The sequence below is a fragment of the Pseudotabrizicola sp. genome (assembly GCF_030656345.1).
GTDB lineage: Bacteria > Pseudomonadota > Alphaproteobacteria > Rhodobacterales > Rhodobacteraceae > Pseudotabrizicola.
Genome location: NZ_JAUSNR010000010.1, coordinates 424758 through 444408 on the forward strand (window position 1 = coordinate 424758; position 19651 = coordinate 444408).

The window sequence follows — 19651 nt, forward strand, 5'->3', positions numbered from 1 at the left end:
CAGATCACCCCCCCGGCAATGGTGCCGCTCCAACACCGTCGGGCCGCACAGCGCCCTGAGAGAACGCCCCGGCACCGCCCGGGGGCAAAGCTGCGGCTGACCGGGGCATGTGATCTGGATCATGGCACTTGCGGACATTGCCGTCAGAATAGCGCAAAACGAGGGTGCGCCATGCAGATCAGTTTTCTTCTTGACCATGTGGACGAACCGACGCTGGCCGCGCTGTTCGGGCTGCTGGTCGGGTCTGTTTTCGGCATCGCGGCGCAACGGTCTTCGTTCTGCCTGCGGGCCGCGACGGTCGAGTTTGCGCGCGGGCAGTTGGGGCCAAGGGTGGCAGTCTGGCTGCTGGCGTTTTCGACGGCGGTGATTTGGGTTCAGGCGGCGCAGATGCTGGGGCTGTTCCGGGCCAGTGACGCGCGGATGATGGCGGTGACGGGGTCGTGGTCTGGCGCGGTGATCGGCGGGCTGATGTTCGGTGTGGGCATGGTTCTGGCGCGCGGCTGTTCGGGGCGGCTTCTGGTGCTGGCGGCGACGGGCAACCTGCGGTCGGTGGTGTCGGGGCTGATCTTTGCGGTGGTGGCCCAGATGGCACTGCAGGGCTGGCTGGCCCCGCTGCGTCAGGCGCTGGCAGGGCTGTGGGTAACGCCGGGCGGGAGGAATGTCGATCTGCCGGCCGCGCTGTCGCTGCCATCATGGTCGGGGCTGGTGATTGGCTTGGTCACGGCAGGGCTGGCCTTGGGGCTGGCGTATCGCAACCGGATCGGCGCGCGGGTGCTGGTCTTTGCCTCGGGCGTCGGGTTTGCGGTGGCTTTGGGGTGGGTGCTGACCTTTGCCCTGTCGCAGCAGGCGTTCGAGCCGGTGGCTGTCACCTCGGCCACGTTTTCGGGGCCGTCGGCGGCGACGCTGATGTTTTTCCTGACCCCCGACCGGGGCTTGGGCTTTGATGTCGGGCTGGTGCCGGGGGTGTTTCTGGGGGCCTTGCTTGCCGCCGCATGGGCGGGGGAGCTGAAGCTGCAGGGCTTTGAAGGGGAAGGCCAGATGCGGCGGTCGATGGCGGGGGCGGCGCTGATGGGGTTCGGGGCGATGCTGGCCGGGGGCTGTGCCATCGGGGCCGGGGTGACCGGCGGGTCGGTCTTTGTGGCGACGGCCTGGCTGGCGCTGCTGTCGATGTGGGTGGGGGCTGTCCTGACCGACTTTCTGGTGGATCAGGCTGGGGCACGGGTGCGGCAATAGGGCTGCCTCTTATGTTACAAGAGGATCGGCCCTTTGCTATCAAGCACTAGGCTTTTGCGCTTCAACAGATTTTTAACCTCGCCTGCGGTTGCGCCTATTCGAATTCCATCTCGGCAAACACGACGCCAGCATTTTTGGTGGCCAGTTCTTCGAAAGTATCAAGGTGCTGCCACCGGGACTGGTCAACGTAATACGCCCCTGCCAGATCGCCGCCGTCTTCCAGATGGGCCCCGATCTTGCTCCGCAGATCCACCAGATAGTCGCGGGTATAGCGGGTGACCTGCGCAAGGTTGGTCGGGTGGCCATGGCCGGGGATCACATAGGTGGGGTTCAGCGGCATCAGCGCGCTGTCCCATGTCTCGATCCAGCAGGCGGTGCAGGTGCCCTCGAATATCGGCGGCATGCGTTCGTGAAAGGCGATGTCGCCTGCGATCATCATGCCCCAAGCTGGAATCCACACCTGCGTGTCGCCGGGGGAATGCGCGGGGCCAAGGTGCATCACCTGTAGCGTGACATCACCCATGGTGATGGTTTTCGCCTCGGCAAAGGTTTCGGTTGGCAGGGCGATCACGGTGCCTTCGGCATTTTCGCGGGCATAGCGGTGCAGGCTGGCCAGATCCTGCGCGCTGCCATCTTCGAACTCGGCCGCAGCCTCGACATGGGCCAGGATGGGCACCCCCTGCCCCGCCCAATAGCCATTGCCCAGCATGGCATGGCCCTGACCGTTCTCGACGATCACCAGTTTCACCGGCTGATCGGTCACCGCCCGGATTTCATCATGCAACGCCTGCGCCAGTTTGAAGCTGGCCCCGGAGTTGACCACGATCACCCCGTCGCCGGTGACGATGAAGGACAGGTTGTTGTTATGGCCCGCGTTTTCGTAAGTGGGTGGTGCGGTGGCCCCGATGGCAGAAAACACATGCGGGATCACCTCGACCGGTTTGGAATACAGCACCGATTGCGGATACTGGTCGGGGATATCCTCGGACCCAAAGGCGGGCGTGCCGAGCAGCAGGGCGAAAATGGCGGCGCGGGTCATTCTGCAACAAACCTGTAGCCAGAGCCCGATTTTTCGGCGCGGCCGATGCCGCCACCAGGCAGGTGAAAACCGACCAGCCGCATCTGCGCGGCGGTGATCTGATCCAGCAGGGCAAGCCGGGTCTGCGCCGCCAGATCCTTGTCCTGATCCGAGCCGGAGGCCCAGTCGGGGCGTTCAAAAGCCACGTGATGATTGCCCAAGGCATCGCCCACGACCATGGCAGCGTCGGACCCCGCGCGCAGTTCATAGGCCATATGCCCCGGCGTGTGGCCGGGGGTCAGGCGGGCCGCGATGCCGGGCAGGATTTCTTCGCCATCCGAGACAAAGCGCAAGGTTTCGGCAATCGCCATCAGCCGGCGTTGGGCCCCGATGGCAAAGGTGGTGCGGGCCTCGCCAATAGTGGAAACCGTGTCCGGGTCGGTCCAGTAGTCGAATTCGGCCTGTCCCATCAGGTATTCCGCATTGGCAAAAACCGGCTCGTCAAAATCATCCAGCAGGCCCCAGAGGTGATCGGGGTGGGCGTGGGTAAACACGACATGGGTGATGTCTTCGGGCGACAGCCCGGCGGCGTCCAGCGCCTGTGTCAGCTTTCCCGCCGAGGGTTGGAAATCGGGGCCAGCCCCGACATCGAACAGCACAGTGTTGGTGCCGTCGCGCATCAGGGTGACATTGCAGGGCGGTGTCAGCTGGTCGGTCGGCAGGCCGTAAGAGGTGATGATCTGCGCCATTTCCGCCTGCGGCATGCCGCCAAGGATGAAGTCGCCCGGCAGCACCAGATGGCCATCGGACAGGGTGTCGATCTGCATCTGCCCCATGGTCAGGGTGGATGCAGCCCAGAGCGTACGGGGCGCAAACGGCAGCGCGAGGCTGGCAGCGGCAGAGGTAAGGATGTGACGACGGGTCAGCATGGTGATGCTTTCATTGGAAAAACGGCGGGCACCCAGATATGCCCGCCCGTCGGGAATGATGTTCAGCCGAACATGTCGGCGGTGATGCCGGAGTACCAGCCGATGCTTTCCTCGTACGTGACCTTGCGCAGGGCCGCATCTTCGCCGGTGGCGCTGATGAAGCTTTCGACCGAGGCAATCTTTTCCGGGTTGGGCTCATAGGACGCCCCGACCTTGACCCCATCATCCGGCGCGATCAGCGACCAGCAGGTGTTTGAATATTTCGCCGGAAAGACCTTGGTGCCCAGAAGCTCGCCCCGGATGGTCATCGCCGCGACCTTGGCCTGCGAATTGGCCGAAAAGCCGGATTTCGGCATGTCGCCCTGCGCGCTGGAATCGCCCAGCACATAAACGTTTTCATCGGCCTTTGACGTCATGCTGTCGGGGTGGACGGGGGCCCAGCCAGACTCGTCGGTGACACCGGCGATGGCAGCGATCTTGCCTGCGATCTGGCCGGGGATGACGTTGCAGACATCGACTTTCTGCGCCTCACCCTCGACCACGATTTCCATGCTGTCGGGCCGCACCTCGACCGCAGCGCCGCCGAATTCGGGGCCGATCCAGTCGATCATGCCGTCGTAATGCCTGCCCCAGCCTTCCTCGAACAGGGCTTTCTTGGAGAAGTTATCCTTCGGATCAAGGATCAGGATCTTGGCGGTCGGGTTGGTCTGCTTCAGCAGATGCGCGACCATGCTGATCCGCTCATAGGGCCCGGGCGGGCAGCGGTAAGGGTTGGGCGGCGCGATCATGGCGAAGGTGCCGCCCTGCGGCATCGACTCGACCATGGATTTCAGCAGTTGGGTCTGCGGACCGGCCTTGTAGGCGTGCGGCATGATCTCGGCATGCGCGTCAGCCGACCAGCCGGGCACGGAACCGTCACGGAAATCGATGCCGGGCGACAGGATCAGCCGGTCGTAGGGCACGGTCTGCCCCCCCGCAAGCTTGACGTTTCGGGCCGCGCGGTCAACGCCGGTGGCCATGTCGTTGATGACGGTGACGCCGCCTGCGGCAATGCCGTCATAGCCATGTTGCAGCGACTCGAACTCGCGGAAGCCGCCGATGTAAAGGTTCGAGAAAAAGCAGGTGGTATAGACCGGGTTGGCCTCGATCAGGGTGACCTCAAGGCCGCCCGCGCTGTCCTTGGCCAGATAGCGCGCGGCGGTGGCCCCGCCTGCCCCCCCGCCGATGACGACGACGCGCGGTTTGCTCTGCCCCCAGACCATGGGGGCCGACAGGATCGAGGCAGCGGCAAGGCCGGTGCCGAGGAATTGGCGTCTGTTCAGGCTCATCTTGGGTTCCTCCCTTCGGATGTGAAGGGGGCGGTTCAGCCGCCCCTCGGGTCATTCAAGCGTGGCAAAATAGGCGGCGAGGGCTGCAATCTCGTCATTCGACAGACGGCCGGCCATCATCTGCATCACCGGATGCGGGCGCAGTCTGGATTTATAGGCGTGCATGGCGACGACGAAATCTTCGGGCGGCCACCGGGTGATCGACGGTATGCCCGCGTCGGTGCCGTCTGTGCGGTGGCAGGTCGAGCATTCGGACGACAGGTATGCGCCGTACTCGGGGTCACCCTCAATGGCGAGGATGGCGGGGTCGAGCCCCGGTTCGGTCTTGCGGGCCGTGGGTTCGGCTTCGGGGATGTCGCGCGGTTTGTCGGAGTAATCGCGCAAAAACGCCATCAGGTCGGCGCGGGCGGCGGGATCGGCCATGCCGCGGTAGTTCATCCGGGTGCCCGAGACCAGCGCCTTGGGGTTTTCGATATAGGCGTCAAGGGTTTGCAGCGTCCACGTCAGGCCATCATTGCCCATGCGGGTCATCGGTTTCGAATAGGTGAACCCAGCCACCCCCCCTGCCCTGCGCCCGAACAGGCCGGTGAGGACAGGGCCGACCCGGTTCACGGCCCCCGCGCCGATCTGGTGGCAGGCCTTGCACTGACGGTCAAAGAGCGAGGCCCCGCGCGCCGGGTCGCCGATGCTTTCGGCGGCGACCGGCGGTGCGGCCAGCCCACTGACCGCGAGGGCAAGGAGCAGCGCGCGGGACATTCCCGGTCAGCCGCCAAGGCTGGCCAGATAGGCAATCACGGCGTTGCGCTCGTCTGCCGATTTCAACCCGGCAAAGGCCATCTTGGTGCCCTTCATGAAGCTGCGGGGGTTTTCGAGGAAGGCCTGGAGGTTCTCTGCATCCCAGACCAGTCCGCCTTCGGCCATGCTCAGCAGGGGTTTGGAGTAGTTGAAGCCTGCAACCGCCCCTGCCGCATTACCCACAATGCCGTTAAGCGTCGGGCCAACCGCATTTTTTGCGCCTTCGCCGACCTTGTGGCAGGCGGAGCATTTCTTGAACACCGCCTCGCCCGCCGCGATGAGCGCCTGATCGGCGGCGGCAGAGAGGATCGGCTCTGGCGCGACGGCGGGTTGCGCGGCCTGTGCCGCAGCCTCTGCTTCGGGTTCAGCAGCAGGTGCCTCGGCAATGGCCCCGGCGGGCGCTTCCGATGTCGCGGGCGTCACCGCTGCGTCACCGGCATCGGCCCCCAGCACCGGCAGGGTTCCCGCCGGTTTGCCATCTTCGCCCGTGGGCGTCACCTTCAGGTCAATGGCGCGTTTGGTCACCTGTGGGGCGGCGGGCAGGCAGTTTTCCATGCAGGGCGCGCCGGTGAACAGCGGATATTCGGTCTGGGGCCGGTCATCTTCGTAAAAGCCATCAACGTTGGGCATCACGATCGAGGTGAAATTCTCATGCGTCAGAACGAAGTCATCTTCGACGATCCCATTCGAATAGAGCAGAAACGCGGTGATCGCATAGGTGTCATCCGGCGTCAGCGTCTGCGCCCCGCCAAAGGGCATCGAGCGGTGAACATAGTCGAACACGGTTGACAGATAGGGCCAGTAGCTGCCCACGGTCTTGACCGGGCGGGGGTCGGTCAGGGAATTGTCGCCCCCGGCCAGCACCGGCCAGCTGTCCAGCCCTTCGGCAAAGTCACCGTGACACGAGGCACAATTTGCGGCAAACACCTCATCCCCGGTTTCAACATCGCCAGACCCTACGGGCAGGCCGGTGCCATCGGGCAGCACGGTGACATCCCAGGCTGAGATCTCTTCGGTCAGGGCGGTGCGGCCAAGGCCAAGCGGGGTGGACGGAGCGGCGGCAAGCTGCGGTTCCGCAGCGACGGGGGCCGGAATGGGATCAGTGACGGCGGCCGCCTGCGCGAGGATGATTTCAGCCGTAATGGGTTCGGGCGTGGCTTTTGCCGGGGCCGCATCACTCTCGGCCTCTGCGATTACTTCTGCCGCAGGAGCCGCCGGAGTTTCGGCCCTCACAGCGGCCATTGGCACACCGACAGGTTCCCCCGGCCTGTGGCCGGTGGTGACGATGACAAAGGCGGCGACTGTGGCGGCGGTGGCCCAGCCGGTGACAAGCAGGATTGTCGGGAACTCAGGCGATTTCGACATTCTCGACCTCTCCGTCAGCGCGCACCCACCAGACCTGGATGGCGTTGTTGTGGTAAACACTATTGGTGCCACGGATATCGCGCAGCGCCTGCTTGGTGGGCTGGACGTAGCCGGTTTCATCCACCGCACGCGACAGGATGAACATCTCAGACCCGTCCCATGTCATGTCATAGTGAAACCGGGTCAGCGCCTTTGATTTCGCGTCACCGGAAATGCGGGCAGGCACCCATGTGTTGCCGCCATCGGTGGACACATCCACGCGGGTGATGCGGCCATTGCCGCTCCATGCCAGACCCGTCACGACCAGAGGGCCTGCGCCGTGGCGGATCGGGGCCTGCGGGCTGGGCGAGGTGATGACGGATTTCGCATCCATCACCCATGTCCATTTGCGCGCGCGACCATCGGGCATCAGGTCGGTGTATTTCGAGGTTTCTTCGCGGCTTTGCACCGCCTGATCATAGACGGCGATGCGGCGGATCCATTTGACCCACATGTTGCCTTCCCAGCCCGGCACGACCAGACGGACGGGGTAGCCGTGTTCCTTGCGCAGCGCCTCGCCATTGGCGAAAAAGGCGACCATCACATCATCGAGCGCCTTTTCCAGCGGAATCGAGCGGCCATTGGAGCTTGCATCGTGGCCTTCGACATAGACCCATTTGCCGGCGGTCTGCACGCCTGCTTCGGCCAGCAGGTCACGCAGCATGACGCCGGTGTATTCCATGTTGTGGATCATGCCTTGGGTGAACTGGCAGCCCTCCAGCTGTGCGCCGCCCCATTCCATACCGCCATTGGCCGCGCATTCGCAGAACGCGGTGGTGATGTGGCGGGGAAAGCGCATCAGGTCTTCGAAGGTGAAGACCAGGGGCGTGTCGACCAGCCCGTTGATCATCAGGCGATAGTCCTGCTTGGTCAGGTCGATCGCGCCGGAATGGTGACGCTCGAACGCGCAGCCCTGCGGGGTGATCGTGCCTTCCAGCGCGTGGATCGGGGTGAAGTTGATGGAGCTGACCGGGCTTTCGGTCAGCCATTCCACGTTGCGGCGCACGACATGCGCCTCGTGTGAAATTGGCGTGCCATAGGGTGCCGCATCGACCGGGTCGCCGAAGGCCGACGCGTAGTCCTGCACTTCGGTGATCAGCGGATCGGCGGTCTGGGCATGTGCGCTGGTGGCCATCAGCCCGGCCCCGGCGGCGGCAGTGCTGCGCAGGAAGCTGCGGCGCGAGGGGTGGTTTTGTGGTTCGTCGGTCATGTGGCGAACGCTCCTGTTGCTTAAAGTCCGGTCACGGTGACCGAGGTGTTGGGGTCCAGCCTGACGGTGCCGAGCTTGCGGATATGGGCTTCGACCACATCCCAGATCTGCGGGCCATCGGTGCCTTCGTTCACGCTCGCCCAGCCGGCGACGGTGTAGGATTTGCCAGCGTCAATTGCCTCGCCCGTATCGGTCAGGGTCAGGCCGGTGATGCGGCTGCCGATGGGTTTTGCGATGTCGATGGCAAAGCCCATACCGCCCACCCGCACCATATCGCCGCCCTGCTGGTAATAGGGGTCGGTGTTGAACAGGTTGTCGGCCACGTCTTCCAGCACCATGTGCAGCGTCTCGCCGGTCATTTCGGTGCGGTAGACCTGACCATAGGTCATCGAGGTGGCGTTGTGGATATGCTCGCGGGTGATGTCGTCGCCGGGCATCAGCGACGGCCCCCAGCGCACGCCGGGGGACAGGGCGATTTGCGCATCGCGCTCGCTGCGCACCGCGTCGCAGATCAGATCGTCCCAGGTGCCCTGAAAATTGCCGCGGCGGTACAGCAGGCTTTCGGTGGTGCCGATCTTTTCCTCCAGCTGGTCCTTGTAGGGTGCGCGTTCGGCGTCGATCAGTGCTGCCATCTCGGGATCGGGGGTGATCACGTCCGAAAACACCGGGATCAGCTTGTGGCGGTAGCCCATCATCTGCCCGCCCTGCACGTCGAGATCGACGCGGGAGACGAATTTGCCGTTGGAGCCAGAGGCGATCAGGATGGTCTGGCCGACCAGAACCGGCTCGGGAATGGCGTCATGGGTGTGGCCGGTCAGGATCACATCAATGCCCTGCACGCGGCTGGCCATTTTCTGATCGACGTCAAAGCCGTTGTGCGACAGGCAAACCACCAGATCGACGCCCTGTGCGCGGACCTCGTTCACCACCGTCTGCATACGCTCTTCGCGGATGCCGAAGGAGTATTCCGGGAACATCCAGCCGGGGTTAGCGATCGGCATATAGGGGAAGGCCTGACCGATGACGGCGATGCGGGTTCCGGCACGTTCGAAGATCTTGTAGGGCTCAAACGCGGGTTCGTCCCATTCGGCATCGAAGATATTGGCGCCAAGGAAGGCAAAGGGCAGGGTCTCAACAATTTCCTGCACGCGCTCGGTGCCAAAGGTCCATTCCCAATGGCTGGTCATCGCGTCCGGGGTCAGGGCGTTCATCACGTTGACCATATCCTGACCGCGTGTCAGCAGGCTGGTCATCGACCCGTGCCAGGTGTCGCCGCCATCCAGCAGCAGCGCCTCGGGCCGGGCGGCGCGGATGGATTTGATGACCGTTGCCACACGGTCCATGCCGCCCATCTTGCCGTAGGTCTTGCCAAGTGCGGTGAAATCCTCATGCGTCAGCGCATAGGCTTCCGGCGTGCCGGGGGTGATGTTGAACATGTCCAGAAACGCGCGGCCCACCACATGCGGCGGCTTGCCCTTGGCCTGTCCCACACCGATGTTCCATTCCGGTTCGCGGAACCAGATCGGTTTAAGCTGGGCGTGGATATCGGTGATGTGGATCAGGGTGACATTGCCGAAATCGTCGAACTGCAACAGCTGATCTTCGGTCAGCGCCTGCTGGGCTGCCAGCCGCGACCAGTTGCCAAAGCCGGAGACGCCGACGATGGCGGTGGCGGCCAGTGAGGCTTGCAGAAATTCGCGGCGGCTGATCATCGGCATGTCCTTGTGTTTCGGCATGACGGGGGCGGCCGCGCGGGCGCGGTGGCCTTTGGCCCGTCTATCATGAGGTGGATGCGCCCCCCGCCATGGACGGAGGGCCGGGTGTTCAGTGGCGGACCGAGACGCCTTCGACCGACAGCCCGTTGCCGCGCGAGGCGACATAGAGCTCCAGCGCCTTGAACTCGGCCGAGTCCGGCTTGAAGGTTTCGGCCCGGGTGTCGCGGACGCAGCCGACAAAGCGCTGCTGGGCCGACAGGATGCCCGCGTCTTTCAGACGATAGACCGGGAAGCCGTTGACCTGACCCTGGCTGAGGTGGTCAGCGCGGATGTAGCGGCCCTGATTGTCTTCGTGGCAATTGGCACAAGACATTTCGAGCTGCCCGAACCGGGTGTAGTAGATTTCCTTGCCCGCTTCCCAGAACGGTGCCGCCGCGCCGTCGATGGCAACATTCACCACCGCGCCGCGCGACTGCATCGAGATCAGCGCCAGCATGTCCTTCATCTTGTCGCCGGTCATGCCCCAGGGGTCCAGCGCCATGCGGTCGGTCACGCATCGGTTGACGTAGTTTTCAACCGTCATCAGTTCGCCGGTTTCCGCATCGACCCGAGGGGTGACCGCGCGCAGGCCCGTCATGCTCTCGGGGCCGTTGTGGCACCCGGCGCAGCTTTCGCCTTTTGCGCCCTGCGCCGCGTTCCAGCTGTCGAGCGCCCGGTCGACATAGACCATGCCGGGATTGTCGAAATCATCGCGTTGCAGGTCGCGGGTTTCGTCTTCGCGGAAGTGCCAGCCGGAATAGATGGTATCCATCGTGTCCGACAAATGCGCCGGAGCGGCGGTTGTGGTCACAATGTCCAGCATACCTTCTTCGGTTTCGATGCTGAGGCTGTCTTCCACCGGATCAGCATAGGCTGCGCCCGTCAGGGCAAGAGCCAGGGCCAGCGTGGTGGCCAGACGCACGGTATGTCGCTGCATGATGTCTCCTCCCTTAAACATCTGTGGCGATCAGGCGCGTTCGATGGTTTTGACGTCTTCGTAGACAGAGCCGTCATCGTCATACCAGGTGAACTTGATCTCGCCGGAGTCTGCCATTACGGCATCGAATTCGAAGTAGGGATTGGTGGAAACGGCGGGCTCGACCGTGATGTCGATCACATTCACGCCGCCCAGATCGCAGGTGAAACGGTTGATGATCGAGCGCGGGATCAGCTCGCCCGCGGCATCCTTGCGCTGACCGGATTCCATCTTGTGGCTGATCAGGGCCTTGATCGTGAACACCTCACCAGCCTTGGCTGATTTCGGAACTTTCACGCGGGGTTTTGCGTCTTCTGCCATGGTATTTCTCCTGTTCCTGAGCTCAGCCGCCGCAGCCGCCGATGGTGACTTTGACGGTGGTCGACGCCTGAACGATGCTGCCGTCAGCCATCTTGGCCAAAGCGATCACGTCCTGCGTGGTGGCAAGCCGGATGCGGGTGGCCCCCATCTGGCTGCCGGCACCGGGGCCGAAGGTGAAGGTGGCCACTGCCGGCGTCGGGTTGCCTGCGGCCAGCAGCATGATGGCCACGGCGCCGGGGGCATCGACCGACACCGGAACGGTGTTGCCGTTTTCGGCGATCTCCGGCGCGGTGATGGTGATGCCCCCGGTGCCCGCAGTCGCGCCGCCGGTAAAGGCAGAGGTCAGTTCGTCAACCGTGGCGGCGAACACGGGGTTTGCAAGCGTCGCCGCCGCGATGCCGCCAAGGCCAGCCCACAGGGCATCTCTTCTCGAAAGGTTCATTGTCATCTCCTCTGGTCGGGACGCCCGGTCACTCTGTCATCGTGATCAGGTAGGCCACGACATCTTCGACTTGTTGGGCTGTCAGGATGGGTGGCAAAGCCTCGGTCGGAGCCTTGCCGCTATAGGCCGCACCCGGACGGATGAAGCCTTCGGTCTTGTAGAAGGCCGGCATGAAGCTGCCCTCGAACGTCATCTTTGCGTTGGCGACAAGGCCGCGCAGCTGGGCCTCGGAATAGCGGTCGGCCACACCATCAAGCGGCGGGGCGATGTCGCCCTGAAAATCCGCCTCGGGGATGGTGCCGATCTGATGGCAGGCCACGCAGTTGCCCAGGGACGCGGTGGTCATCACCTTTTTTCCCGCCGCAGCATCGCCGGGGCCACCTGTCAGCGACGCCTCGATCGCGCCGTCGTCAAAGGCCACCGCTGTCGGCGCTGTTTCACTTGACGCTGGTGCGGTGATGCACAGCACGGCCGCCGTGGCCAACCAGAATTGGCGTATCATTGCGATCCTCCCAGATCTCTCCCTGTTGCTACGATACCTTTGGCATGCCGTCGTGTGCAACAGAAATATATGTATCCTTGAATATTCATATGTCTCAGCTTGCATCAGAGACTTAGCCGCCGTTTTCGGTGTTTGCGCGGGTGGCGAGGTATTTCTGAAAGTGCTCGCCGGAGTCGTAGCCGTGGTCGCGCACCCATGTCAGCAGCGCCCCGGTGGTGCCGATCCCGAAAGCACCCGGCATCAGAGCCACAGCCGATTCTGCCGCTGTGGCCCCGACGGGCACCTCTTCGGGCAGAAAGATCATCGTGGGCGTGAACATGACGCCCCAGCGCACCGCCATGGCCTTTTCCGGCAATGTGGTGCCGTCGAAATCAGTGACTTCGACATCGCCGAACAGGTTGATCTGGACGACAAAATAATGGTCCCGGAGCAGAGCGGTGATGGCGGGGTCGGGGTAGACCGAGTCGTGCATCTGGGTGCAGTAGATGCAGCCGCGCTGTTCGACCATCAGCAGCAGGCGTTTGCCTTCCGTGTTCGCCTCGGCCAGATCGTCGCGCAGATCCTTGAAGGTCTCGCGCATCCAGTCGGGTTTGTGCAACCCGTCGTCGCCCAGTTCGGCAGGCTGGGCGATGCCGGGCAAGAGCGCGAGGGCGGCAATGGCAAGCAGGCGGCGCATGGCGGGTCTCCTTATCTCAGGGTGGCGGTCCAGTCGAAATTGCGGATCATCCAGTCGGCAATGAGGTTGACGGAATTGGTGGCGATCAGGATGCCAAAGACGATCAGCATCACGCCCATCACCTTTTCCACATGGCCCATCATGGCGCGGTGGCGGGCGATGAAGCCAAGGAACGGTCCGGCGAACAGGGCGGCGACGACAAAAGGCAAGGTCATGGCAAGGCCATAGACCAGCAGCAGCAAGCCACCGCGCCACAGATCACCCATGCCGCTGGCCACCATCAAAATGGCCGCCAATGCCGGGCCGACGCAAGGCGTCCAGCCAAAGCCGAAGGCAAGGCCCATGACATAGGCCCCGATCAGCGTGGTGGGCCTGGCGTCGGTCTGCACCCGGGCCTCGCGGTAGAACAGGCCGATTTTCAGGATGCCCAGAAAGTGCAGCCCGAACAGGATCAGCACGCCGCCCGCGATCCAGGACAGGGTTTCGCGCCATTGCAGGAACACCCGCCCCAGCGCAGTGGCCCCCAGCCCCAGCATCACGAACACGGATGTGACGCCAATGGCAAAGGCCAGCGCCTGCCCCACCAGACGGCGTTGTGCGCCCGGCGCGATACTGCCGCCGTCGCGCAATTCTTTGACGGATTGACCGGCCATATAGGACAGGTAGAACGGCACCATCGGCAGGATGCAGGGCGACAGAAACGACAAAAGCCCCGCAAGCGCCGCGCCGGTATAGGTGATATCCAGCATGGGCCTCCTGCTCTGCCCGCGTCTTGCTCTGAGCGTCGCGATACATTAGTATATTTCTATGTAAATATGAGGCTGTCAACATGTGGCGTATCTTCTGCGGCTTGACCTTGGCTCTGAGCGCCGCTCTGGCACAGCCGCTTGCGGCGGCAGAGCTGCGCCTGTTGATGTTTGAACAGCCGGGCTGCATCTATTGCGCCCGATGGGACGCCGAGATTGCGCCGCAATATCCGCTGACGGTCGAGGGCAAGGCCGCCCCCCTGACCCGGCTGCAGCTGCGCGATGACGTGCCCGGGGATATCACCCTGTCGCGCCCTGCCACCTTTACCCCGACCTTCGTTCTTTTGAACGACGGCCACGAAAGCGGGCGGATCGAGGGCTATCCGGGCGAAGACTTCTTCTGGCCAATGCTGGCAGCCCTGATCCGGGACGCCGGGCCGGGCGAGGGTGCCGGACAATGACGCAGTCTGACGCCTTTTCGCTGGGAATTCCGCCTTACAGGCGGGTTTTGATTGCCCCCGCCCCTGCTGCCCGGCATGAAGGGAAGGAAAGGGTTACCGGAACAATGCCATTGGGCGACAGGGATTATAAGGATCAGGATACGCCTCTGGATCTGGAGGGGCTGGTTGCAGGCGCGAATGAGGCCGCGACCTTTCTGAAGGCGCTTGGCCATGACGGGCGGCTGCTGATCCTGTGCCATCTGGAGTCGGGTCCCAAAAGCGTGACCGAGCTTGAAAACCTTTTGTCCTCGCGTCAGGCCGTGGTCAGCCAGCAACTGGCACGTCTGCGGCTGGAAGGTCTGGTAAGCGCCCGCCGGGAGGGGCAGGCAATCTTTTATTCCATTCTGGACCCCCGGGTTTCCGAAGTGATCGGGGTGCTGGCAAAACTGTTCTGCAAGCCGGCCTAAGTCCGGACGGAAAAAGACGACCCCGCCCGGGCTGTGCTGCGGGATGGGACTGCAAAGGGAGGATGGCGATGGAGATGCTTCCATATGGTCTGCTGGCGGCCCTTGTCGGGCTGGCGGGCGGGATGGTGCTGGGGCTGGCGGCGCGGCTGGGGGATTTCTGCACGCTCGGCGCGCTGGAATCGGCGGTCTACGGCAAGGACCAGCAGCGGATGCGGCTGTGGGGCATTGTGCTGGGCGTGGCGATTCTGGGCACGCAATTTGGCGCGCTGGCCGGATGGATTGATCTGGGCAGCACTTTTTATCATGCCATCATGTGGAATCCGCTCGGCTCTGTCCTTGGCGGGCTGGTGTTTGGCTATGGCATGGCGATGGCCGGCAACTGTGGCTTTGGCGCGCTGGTCCGGTTTGGCGGCGGCGATCTGCGGTCACTGGTCGTGGTGGTGGTGATGGGGATCTTTGGCTTTGTCGCCCTGTCGGGGCCTTTGGCCCCGCTGCGCCAGATGCTGTTTCCACAACCCGATGCGACCGGGCCACAGGGCATTGTGCATGATGTCGGCCTGCTGACCGGATTGCCGGCAAGCCTGATCATCGTTGCGATCGGCTTTGGCTGCCTGTTCTGGGCGCTGTCTTATGCGCCGCTGCGCCACGCGCCGCGCAACCTGTTCTGGGGGGTGGCTGCCGGTCTGGCAGTGGTGTGGTGTTTTGCCGGCACCACCTGGGTCAGCGAAACCAGCCTTGGGGCGATTGGCGTTGAAGGGCCGTCCTTTACCGCGCCAGTCGGCCGCACGCTGATTTTTCTGATGACCTCGACCGCTGGGGGCATCACCTTTTCGGTGGGCGCGGTGGTGGGGGTCATGGCAGGATCTCTGATCGGGTCGATGATCCGGGGGCTGTTCCGTTGGGAAGCCTGCGAAGACCCGCGCGAGCTGGGCCGTCAGGTCGGTGGCGCGGTGCTGATGGGCATTGGCGGCGTGGTCGCTATGGGCTGTTCGGTGGGTCAGGGCGTGACTGCCTTTGCCGCGCTGGCCTGGTCCGGCCCTGTCACCCTGATGGCAGTTGTCGCCGGTGCCCTGTTCGGCCTGCGCCAGCTGATCAGCGGTTACCAGCCGGACTAGGGCCAGGGCTGGCACGTGACGGACTGCAGGACCTCCGACACGCCGCTTGAAGCGCCCGACAGCTGGTCGAGCGCTGTCCAAAATCGAAATGCCCCATAAAGCTGACCGCTGATGCCGCAAGGGGCTGCGCCTCAACGCGCGGCATCAGCTTTGTGCGAATCATTTACAAAACCAGATTTGTAGTTATTTTGGGCGCATGACAACGATCAGCCCCAACGCACGCGCGCTTGCCGCCCTTGGCCATGACGCCCGCCTGTCGATCTTTCGCCTGCTGGTAAAGGCCGGGGACGATGGCCTTCGGGTCAGCGACATCGGCGAACATCTCGGGCTGGCGCCTTCGACCCTTGCGCATCACCTGTCCACCCTGGTCGATGCGGGGCTTGTGGTGCAGGACAAGCAGGGGCGCGAAGTGTTCAACAAGGTGGACTATCCGGCAATGCGCCGGGTGGTCGGGTTTCTCACGTCGGAATGCTGCTCTGGCGTTACGGTTCAGCCTGCGGCGGATGCGGCATGACGCATCTGGTCGGTTTTTTCAGCCTTAAAACAACCAAAAATCCGGATATGTGGTGATGACTGACACGACCCTTTCCACAGCCAGCCTGCGTTCGTTGCTCAGACATCTTTGGCACGACCAACGGGTCTGGCTCGCCTCGGCGCTGATCCTGTGCGGGCTGGCGGCTTTTGATCCCGGACAGGCTGCCACGTCCGCGCAGTTCGCGGGGCGCGCGCTTTTAAACACGTCGCCCTTTCTGATCCTGTCGATCACCATCGCCGCATGGGCGGGTGCGACAGGGGCAGATAACCTGATCGCGAGGGCTTTCACTGGTGCCCCGCTTCTGATGATCGGGTTGGGCGCACTGGCCGGGGGCATCTCGCCGTTTTGCTCTTGCGGCGTCATTCCGCTGATTGCCGCCTTGCTGACCATGGGCGTGCCCTTGTCGGCAGTCATGGCGTTCTGGCTGGCCTCGCCCATCATGGACCCGTCGATGTTCGTGCTGACGACCGGCGTGTTGAATCTGGAGTTCGCGGTGGGCAAGACCCTTGCCGCCATCGGCCTGGGGGTTTTTGGCGGGCTGGTTGTGCTGGTGTTGTCGCGCAGCGGCGCGCTGGCAGATCCGCTGCGCGACGGCATTGGCAATGGGGGCTGCGGCGGGGCGCGGGTTCGCGCGCCAAAGGACGTGGCGTGGCGCTTCTGGCAAGACCCTGCCCGCCGGGCGAAATTCGCCAGGACCGCCCTTTCCACAACCCTGTTCCTTGCCAAATGGCTGACGCTGGCCTTCATTCTGGAAAGCCTGATGGTGGCCTGGATTCCCGCCGAAATGGTCACGGCCACACTTGGGGGCGATGGCCTGCTTCCCATTCTGACGGCGACGGTGATCGGCGTTCCGGCCTATCTGAACGGGTATGCAGCCTTGCCGCTTGTGGCCGGGCTGATCGATCATGGCATGGCACCCGGTGCAGGCATGGCCTTCCTTGTCGCCGGGGGCGTCACCTCTATTCCGGCGGCTATGGCCGTCTGGGCGCTGGCCCGGCCAAGGGTCTTTGCGCTTTATATCGGGTTGTCGCTGACCGGTGCCTTTGCCTCAGGTCTGTTGTTCCAGCTCTGGACGTCGCTTTGAGCGGGAGCCGGTCGCCACGGACGGCGGGCCTGGGGTCTGCCATCAAGCCGCCCGATCCACCCTCAACGAAGCGCTGCCAGTTGACCTCGACACTGCCTATGCGCTGAATGAACTACTGCGCAAGCGGCGCGTCATGGATGTTTAAAATCGCGGGCAAGCCACGTTCGGCACAGATCTCGATCAAGAGCCGCATGATCTGGCGGCTGGTCTTGGGGTGAAGGCTGACGGTCGGCTCGTCCACCAGCAACAGCTCCGCCTCTGGCTCAGCACCCGCGCGATGCCGGCGCGCTGCCGCTGGCCGCCGGACATCCGATCTGCGCGTTTGTCGGTCTGTGCCGCCCCAAATCACCTGACACCGGGTCAGGCGCGCGACTGGCTTGCAACCGCACAGGCCAAGTCGCAGACCAGATGCTCCGCCAGCGCCATGTGGTTGGTGCGCGACGCCCAGTTGATGATGAAGCAGCGCGGCTGACCCTGCCCGGATCAGGTCGCCGCCGACAGGTTCACCCGTTTCATCAGCGCCTGGGCCGTTTCCTTGCGTTCCGAATAGCGGTCCACAAGATAGTCGGCGCGGTCGCGGGTCAGCAGGGTGAACTTCATGAGTTCCTCCATCACATCGACGATCCGGTCATAGAGAGGTGAGGGGCGCATGCGGCCGGCCTCGTCAAATTCCTGAAACGCCTTGGGGATTGAGGATTGGTTGGGAATGGTGATCAGCCGCATCCAGCGCCCCAGCAACCGCATCTGGTTCACGGCGTTGAAACTCTGCGACCCTCCCGACACCTGCATCACGGCCAGCGTCTTGCCTTGGGTTGGCCGCACGGCCCCCTCGGACAGCGGAATCCAGTCGATCTGGGTTTTCATCAGCCCTGTCATCGCCCCGTGCCGTTCGGGCGAGGACCACACCATCCCCTCGCACCACGCCACCAGATCGCGCAACGCGCGCACCTTCGGGTGTGTGGCGTCCACACCATCATCGACCAGCGGCAGGCCCGATGGGTCGAAGAACCGCACCTCGGCCCCCATCCGGGTCAGGATTCGCCCGGCCTCTTCGCCCGACAGGCGGCTGAAGCTGCGCGGGCGGAGTGACCCGTAAAGGATCAGAATGCGCGGGGCATGGGTTTTGTGCGGCGGCGTCAGCAGGGCAGCCTCGTCCAGTGCGGGGAACAGGGCATCGTCAATATTGGGCGTGTCAGACAAGGCGATTTCCTTCCGAGTCGATGATCAGTTGGCCGTCTTCCTTGGCCAGCGGGCCGGGCGGCATCTGGTGCAGCAGGTCCAGCACCAACTCGGACGGACGGCACAGGCGCACGCCCTTCGGGGTACAGACGATGGGGCGATTCACAAGGATCGGATGGGCGATCATCGCCGTCAGCACCTGTTCATCGGTGATATCCGGGGCCGTCAGCCCCATCGCCCCGGCCGGGGACCGGGCAATGCGCAGGGCCTGCCGCGGCGTGAGGTTGGCGGCGGCGAACAGCGCCAAGAGCTGCGGCCGCGTCCAGCCCTCGGCCAGATAGTCGATGACCGTCGGCGCATATCCCGCCGCCCGGATCATCCCGAGCACATTGCGCGAGGTGCCGCAGTCCGGGTTATGATGGATGACAACTGGAAAGCTCACCCCGGAAACCTTTCCCGCGTGCGGTTGGCAAAGGCCACCAGCGACAGCATCACCGGCACTTCGACCAACACGCCGACCACCGTGGCCAGCGCGGCGCCTGAGTTCAGACCAAACAGCGAGATGGCCACCGCCACGGCGAGTTCGAAGAAGTTGGATGTGCCAATCAGGCAGGCGGGGCCGGCGATGTTGTGCGGCAGCTTCAGCAGCTTGGCGCCCCACCAGGCGATGAAGAAGATGCCGTAGGTTTGGATGATCAGTGGAACCGCAATGAGCGCGATGATGCCGGGCTTTTCGACAAGCGTGCCCGCCTGAAAGCCGAACAGCAGCACCACGGTGGCGATCAAGCCCACCACGGACCAGGGCTTGAGTTGGCCCACGAAATCGCTGACCGCGTGGCTGGATTTCTTTTGCAGCATCTGGCGGGTGGCCATGCCGGCCAGCAAGGGCAACACCACATACAGAATGGTTGAGAGCACCAGCGTTTCCCAGGGCACGGAGACGTTCGTCACGCCCAGCAAAAAAGCGGCGATCGGGGCGAAGGCGACCACCATGATGAGGTCGTTCACCGACACCTGAACCAGGGTGTAGTTGGCATCGCCTTTGACCAACTGGCTCCACACGAACACCATGGCGGTGCAGGGCGCCACACCCAGCAAAATCATGCCGGCAATGTATTCGCTGGCGGACTGCGGATCGACCCAGTCGGCGAACAGATACTTGAAAAACAGCACACCCAGCGCGGCCATCGTGAAGGGCTTGATCAGCCAGTTGACCACCAGCGTGAGCACCAGACCTTGCGGTTTTTTGCCGACGTCTTTGATGGCGTGCCAGTCAATCTGGATCATCATCGGGTAAATCATGACCCAGATGAACACGGCCACCACCAGGTTGACCTGTGCCACTTCAAGCGCCGCCACCGCCTGGAACACGCTGGGCACCACCAGCCCCAGGCCCACACCGGCGGCAATGCCCAGGGCCACCCATACCGACAAATACCGTTCAAACAACCCCATACACACCACCCGAATAGAAACAGGACTGACGAAAAACCGACA

22 protein-coding genes and 1 pseudogene are annotated in these 19651 nt (G+C 63.6%); 6 read left to right on the top strand and 17 right to left on the bottom strand.

Annotation, left to right across the window (positions count from 1 at the left end; genetic code table 11):
- Positions 1-171: 171 nt before the first annotated feature.
- Complete coding sequence (locus Q7J44_RS05785) at positions 172-1233, top strand: YeeE/YedE family protein (protein ID WP_304877891.1); 1062 nt, start codon at positions 172-174, stop codon at positions 1231-1233.
- Positions 1234-1327: 94 nt separating this feature from the next.
- Here Q7J44_RS05785 and Q7J44_RS05790 read toward each other — a convergent pair whose 3' ends face one another.
- The 13 genes from Q7J44_RS05790 to Q7J44_RS05850 all read right to left on the bottom strand — a co-directional run bounded on the left by Q7J44_RS05790 (position 1328) and on the right by Q7J44_RS05850 (position 13337).
- Positions 1328-2272 (bottom strand): MBL fold metallo-hydrolase, encoded by a 945-nt coding sequence (locus Q7J44_RS05790; protein WP_304877893.1) that lies wholly within the window; start codon positions 2270-2272, stop codon positions 1328-1330.
- A complete protein-coding gene (locus tag Q7J44_RS05795) occupies positions 2269-3180 on the bottom strand; it encodes an MBL fold metallo-hydrolase (RefSeq protein WP_304877894.1) in 912 nt (303 codons plus the stop codon). The genes Q7J44_RS05790 and Q7J44_RS05795 overlap by 4 nt, the downstream gene beginning before the upstream one ends.
- Before the next feature lie 62 nt (positions 3181-3242).
- The gene (locus tag Q7J44_RS05800; protein ID WP_304877895.1) at positions 3243-4508 is read right to left on the bottom strand and encodes an NAD(P)/FAD-dependent oxidoreductase; all 1266 of its coding nucleotides are present in this window, start codon (positions 4506-4508) and stop codon (positions 3243-3245) included.
- 51 nt (positions 4509-4559) lie between these two features.
- Positions 4560-5264 (bottom strand): c-type cytochrome, encoded by a 705-nt coding sequence (locus Q7J44_RS05805; RefSeq protein WP_304877897.1) that lies wholly within the window; start codon positions 5262-5264, stop codon positions 4560-4562.
- Between the two features lie 6 nt (positions 5265-5270).
- Complete coding sequence (locus Q7J44_RS05810; protein WP_304877899.1) at positions 5271-6668, bottom strand: c-type cytochrome; 1398 nt, start codon at positions 6666-6668, stop codon at positions 5271-5273.
- Entirely contained in the window at positions 6652-7917 is a 1266-nt protein-coding gene (gene soxC, locus Q7J44_RS05815; RefSeq protein ID WP_304877900.1) for a sulfite dehydrogenase, read from the bottom strand. The genes Q7J44_RS05810 and soxC overlap by 17 nt, the downstream gene beginning before the upstream one ends.
- A gap of 20 nt (positions 7918-7937) precedes the next feature.
- Positions 7938-9629 (bottom strand): thiosulfohydrolase SoxB, encoded by a 1692-nt coding sequence (gene soxB, locus Q7J44_RS05820; RefSeq protein ID WP_304877902.1) that lies wholly within the window; start codon positions 9627-9629, stop codon positions 7938-7940.
- A gap of 112 nt (positions 9630-9741) precedes the next feature.
- A complete protein-coding gene (gene soxA, locus Q7J44_RS05825) occupies positions 9742-10608 on the bottom strand; it encodes a sulfur oxidation c-type cytochrome SoxA (RefSeq protein WP_304877903.1) in 867 nt (288 codons plus the stop codon).
- A 30-nt stretch (positions 10609-10638) separates the two neighbouring features.
- The gene (soxZ, locus tag Q7J44_RS05830) at positions 10639-10968 is read right to left on the bottom strand and encodes a thiosulfate oxidation carrier complex protein SoxZ (RefSeq protein ID WP_304877905.1); all 330 of its coding nucleotides are present in this window, start codon (positions 10966-10968) and stop codon (positions 10639-10641) included.
- 22 nt (positions 10969-10990) lie between these two features.
- Positions 10991-11410 carry a thiosulfate oxidation carrier protein SoxY gene (gene soxY / locus Q7J44_RS05835; protein WP_304877907.1) on the bottom strand — a complete coding sequence of 140 codons (420 nt, stop codon included), beginning with the start codon at positions 11408-11410 and terminating at the stop codon, positions 10991-10993.
- A 28-nt stretch (positions 11411-11438) separates the two neighbouring features.
- Entirely contained in the window at positions 11439-11912 is a 474-nt protein-coding gene (gene soxX, locus Q7J44_RS05840) for a sulfur oxidation c-type cytochrome SoxX (protein ID WP_304877908.1), read from the bottom strand.
- Between the two features lie 112 nt (positions 11913-12024).
- Positions 12025-12588 carry a thioredoxin family protein gene (locus tag Q7J44_RS05845; protein WP_304877909.1) on the bottom strand — a complete coding sequence of 188 codons (564 nt, stop codon included), beginning with the start codon at positions 12586-12588 and terminating at the stop codon, positions 12025-12027.
- Between the two features lie 11 nt (positions 12589-12599).
- Positions 12600-13337: a cytochrome c biogenesis CcdA family protein gene (locus tag Q7J44_RS05850; protein WP_304877910.1), complete on the bottom strand. Its 738-nt coding sequence runs from the start codon at positions 13335-13337 to the stop codon at positions 12600-12602.
- Between the two features lie 80 nt (positions 13338-13417).
- Here Q7J44_RS05850 and Q7J44_RS05855 point away from each other — a divergent pair, with 80 nt between their 5' ends.
- From Q7J44_RS05855 to Q7J44_RS05875, 5 genes are all read left to right on the top strand, one after another.
- On the top strand, positions 13418-13795 hold the full coding sequence (locus Q7J44_RS05855; RefSeq protein ID WP_304877912.1) for a thioredoxin family protein: 378 nt from the start codon (positions 13418-13420) through the stop codon (positions 13793-13795).
- A 104-nt stretch (positions 13796-13899) separates the two neighbouring features.
- Complete coding sequence (locus Q7J44_RS05860) at positions 13900-14241, top strand: helix-turn-helix transcriptional regulator (RefSeq protein ID WP_304877914.1); 342 nt, start codon at positions 13900-13902, stop codon at positions 14239-14241.
- A gap of 68 nt (positions 14242-14309) precedes the next feature.
- Positions 14310-15356 carry a YeeE/YedE family protein gene (locus Q7J44_RS05865; RefSeq protein ID WP_304877916.1) on the top strand — a complete coding sequence of 349 codons (1047 nt, stop codon included), beginning with the start codon at positions 14310-14312 and terminating at the stop codon, positions 15354-15356.
- 196 nt (positions 15357-15552) lie between these two features.
- Positions 15553-15870: a helix-turn-helix transcriptional regulator gene (locus tag Q7J44_RS05870; protein WP_304877918.1), complete on the top strand. Its 318-nt coding sequence runs from the start codon at positions 15553-15555 to the stop codon at positions 15868-15870.
- A 55-nt stretch (positions 15871-15925) separates the two neighbouring features.
- Positions 15926-16975, top strand: coding sequence for a permease (locus tag Q7J44_RS05875; protein ID WP_304877920.1), 1050 nt, complete (start codon positions 15926-15928; stop codon positions 16973-16975).
- Between the two features lie 115 nt (positions 16976-17090).
- Here Q7J44_RS05875 and Q7J44_RS05880 read toward each other — a convergent pair.
- The 4 genes and pseudogenes from Q7J44_RS05880 to arsB all read right to left on the bottom strand — a co-directional run.
- Positions 17091-17302, bottom strand: a pseudogene (locus Q7J44_RS05880) (ATP-binding cassette domain-containing protein); the annotation flags it as partial.
- A 156-nt stretch (positions 17303-17458) separates the two neighbouring features.
- A complete protein-coding gene (gene arsH / locus Q7J44_RS05885; RefSeq protein WP_370692959.1) occupies positions 17459-18175 on the bottom strand; it encodes an arsenical resistance protein ArsH in 717 nt (238 codons plus the stop codon).
- Entirely contained in the window at positions 18168-18596 is a 429-nt protein-coding gene (locus tag Q7J44_RS05890; RefSeq protein ID WP_370692960.1) for an arsenate reductase family protein, read from the bottom strand. Before Q7J44_RS05890 ends, arsH begins: the two co-directional genes overlap by 8 nt.
- A complete protein-coding gene (arsB, locus tag Q7J44_RS05895) occupies positions 18593-19609 on the bottom strand; it encodes an ACR3 family arsenite efflux transporter (RefSeq protein WP_304877922.1) in 1017 nt (338 codons plus the stop codon). Before arsB ends, Q7J44_RS05890 begins: the two co-directional genes overlap by 4 nt.
- Positions 19610-19651 lie beyond the last annotated feature (42 nt).